At 67.2% G+C, this 2,982-nt stretch carries 4 protein-coding genes; all 4 read left to right on the forward strand.

Annotated elements, in window-relative coordinates; all coding sequences use genetic code 11:
• Positions 1-324, forward strand: a 324-nt coding sequence (locus tag ACWF9G_RS34225) for an aldehyde dehydrogenase family protein (protein WP_452520368.1), incomplete at its 5' end; no start/stop codon positions are given.
• A 6-nt stretch (positions 325-330) separates the two neighbouring features.
• Entirely contained in the window at positions 331-1,470 is a 1,140-nt protein-coding gene (locus tag ACWF9G_RS34230) for an acyl-CoA dehydrogenase family protein (RefSeq protein WP_452520370.1), read from the forward strand.
• Positions 1,467-2,537, forward strand: coding sequence for an enoyl-CoA hydratase/isomerase family protein (locus ACWF9G_RS34235; protein ID WP_452520372.1), 1,071 nt, complete (start codon positions 1,467-1,469; stop codon positions 2,535-2,537). Before ACWF9G_RS34230 ends, ACWF9G_RS34235 begins: the two co-directional genes overlap by 4 nt.
• Positions 2,534-2,982, forward strand: a 449-nt coding sequence (locus ACWF9G_RS34240; protein ID WP_452520374.1) for an NAD(P)-binding domain-containing protein, incomplete at its 3' end; no start/stop codon positions are given. The genes ACWF9G_RS34235 and ACWF9G_RS34240, both read left to right, overlap by 4 nt.

Below are 2,982 nucleotides of genomic sequence, written 5' to 3' on the forward strand. Positions count from 1 at the left end.
GTCCGCGCCGACGACTACGAGGAGGGCCTGCGCCTGGCCAACGAGCACGAATACGGCAACGGCGTCGCCATCTTCACCCGCGACGGCGACACCGCCCGCGACTTCGCCGCGCGTGTGCAGGTCGGCATGGTCGGCATCAATGTGCCCATCCCGGTGCCGATCGCCTACTACACCTTCGGCGGCTGGAAGCGTTCGGGCTTCGGCGATCTCAACCAGCACGGCCCGGATTCGATTCGCTTCTACACCAAGACCAAGACGGTGACCCAGCGCTGGCCTGCCGGGCTGAAGGAGTCCAACGCCTTCGTCATCCCGACGATGGACTGACCGGCTGTGTTCACACTCAACGACGACGAAAAGGCAATCCAGGAAACAGTTCGGGCGTTCGCTGACGAGTATCTGGCGCCGAATGCGCTGGAGTGGGATGAGTGCAAGCACTTTCCCGTGGACGTGTTGCGTAAGGCGGGGCCACTCGGCCTCGGCGGCATCTATGTGCGCGAGGACCTCGGTGGATCACAGCTTCGGCGACTCGATGCTGCACGGATCTTCGAGGAGCTGGCGACCGGGTGTCCGTCGGTGGCGGCCTACATCTCGATCCACAACATGACCGCGTGGATGATCGATGCCTTCGGGACCGAAGCGCAGCGCCAAGAGTGGTTGCCGGGGATGACGGCGATGGAACTGCTCGGTAGCTACGCGCTGACCGAGCCTGGTGTTGGCTCTGATGCCGCCGCTTTGAGTACGAAAGCTGTTCGGGATGGAGATGACTACATCCTGACCGGTGCAAAACAGTTCATCTCCGGTGCCGGCTCGAACGATCTCTACGTGATGATGGTGCGTACTGGAGGAGTCGGTGCGCGTGGCATCTCGGCGCTGGTCGTCCCGGCCGACACACCCGGCCTGACCGTGGGACCGAACGAGCGCAAGATGGGCTGGAACGCCCAGCCGACACGCCAGGTGATCCTGGAGGACGCGCGCGTACCGGTGGCCAACCGGCTCGGCGCCGAGGGTGACGGATTCGCGATCGCGATGAACGGGCTCAACGGCGGCAGGCTCAATATCGGCGCGTGCTCGATCGGCGGCGCCCGGGCGGCGCTGGACAAAACCGTCCGCTACCTTGCCGAGCGGAGGGCTTTCGGTAAACCGTTGTCGCACAACCAGGCCCTGCAGTTCGACCTGGCCGACATGCGCACCGAGCTCGAAGCGGCACGGACCCTGCTGTGGCGGGCCGCGGCCGCGCTCGACGCGGGGGCGCCGGACAAGGTCGAACTGTGCGCGATGGCCAAGCGTTTCGCCACCGACGCCGGCTTCGAGGTCGCCAACAAGGCGCTGCAATTGCACGGCGGCTACGGCTACCTGCACGAGTACGGCCTGGAGAAGATCGTCCGCGATCTGCGGGTCCATCAGATCCTCGAGGGCACCAACGAAATCATGCGGGTGGTCGTCGCCCGCACGCTGACAGGAGCGGCATGACCGACGAACCCGAAGTGCTGATCACCAGATCCGGCGGCCTCGGCCTCATCACCCTGAACCGGCCCAAGGCCATCAACGCGCTCAATCACGCTATGGCACTGGCGATCACCGACGCGTTGCGCGCGTGGGCGGACGACGACGCGGTGCGCGCGGTCGTCGTCCGTGGCGCGGGCGAGCGCGGGCTGTGCGCGGGCGGTGACATCGTCGCCATCCACGCCGACGCCTCCAGCGGTGCGGCGGGCGCTCACTCGCCGACCGGGCGGTTCTGGCGCGACGAGTACATCCTCAACGCACTCATCGGCCGCTACCCCAAGCCGTACGTGGTGATCATGGACGGCATCGTGATGGGCGGTGGAGTCGGCCTGTCCGGGCACGGTAGCCACCGCATCGTCACCGAACGTTCCCGGGTCGGGATGCCCGAGGTCGGTATCGGTTTCGTGCCCGACGTCGGCGGCACCTACCTGCTCTCGCGAGCGCCCGGTGAGATCGGTACGCACGTCGCGCTGACCACTGCGCGGATGAGCGCGGGCGACGCGATCGCGGCCGGCTTTGCCGACTACTTCGTCCCCTCTGGCGAAATCGACGCCCTGCTCGACGCGCTGCGCACGACCGATGTCGACGCGGCGATTGCGAGGTTCGCCGAATCGGCGCCGTCGTCGGATCTGCTCGCCCAGCAGAGCTGGATCGACGCCTGCTACAGCGCCGACACCGTGGAAGAGATCGCGGCTAGGTTGCAGGCCCATGAGTCACCCGATGCGGCAAAGGCTGCTGCTGACCTGCTGGCCAAATCGCCAGTGGCGCTGAAGGTCACGTTGCGGTCGCTGCGAGTGGCCCGTGAGCTGACCAGCTTGGAGGAGGTGCTGAATCAGGAGTACCGGGTCTCGATCGCCGCGCTCGGCTCGCACGATCTGGTCGAGGGGATCCGCGCCCAGGTCATCGACAAGGACCGCAATCCCCAGTGGGAGCCGGCGACCCTGGCTGAGGTCAGTGACTATCGCGTAGTGGAATATTTCTGCACCCTCGGTGCTGCGGAATTGGGCGCGACGACACAGGAGGCACAGCGATGACCAAGAAGATCGGTTTCCTCGGGCTCGGTCATATGGGCGCGCCCATGGCGGCGAATCTGGTGCGGGCGGGCTATGACGTGCTCGCCTTCGACCCGGTCCCCGCCGCGCAGGAGCAGGCGCGCGCCGACGGCGCGACGGTGGTGGCCACCGCCGCCGAAGCCGCCGTCGACCGTGACGTGGTGATCACCATGCTGCCCAACGGCAAGCTCGTCCTCGATGTGTACGCCGAGCTGCTGCCCGCCGCCGCACCGGGCACGCTGTTCATCGACTGTTCCACCATCGACGTCGCCGACGCGAAAGCCGCTGCCGCCCAGGCGGTCGCGGCCGGTCACCGGCCGCTGGATGCCCCGGTCTCCGGTGGTGTGGCCGGTGCGACGGCGGGCACCCTCACCTTCATGGTCGGCGGCGCGGCCGCCGACTTCGCCGACGTGAGCGACGTGCTCGG

The organism is Nocardia sp. NPDC055029, from assembly GCF_053608525.1.

Coding starts and splice junctions, on each gene's coding strand:
- ACWF9G_RS34235 (WP_452520372.1), top strand. CDS start 1,467: ATGACCGACGAACCCGAAGTGCTGATCACCAGATCCGGCGGCCTCGGC.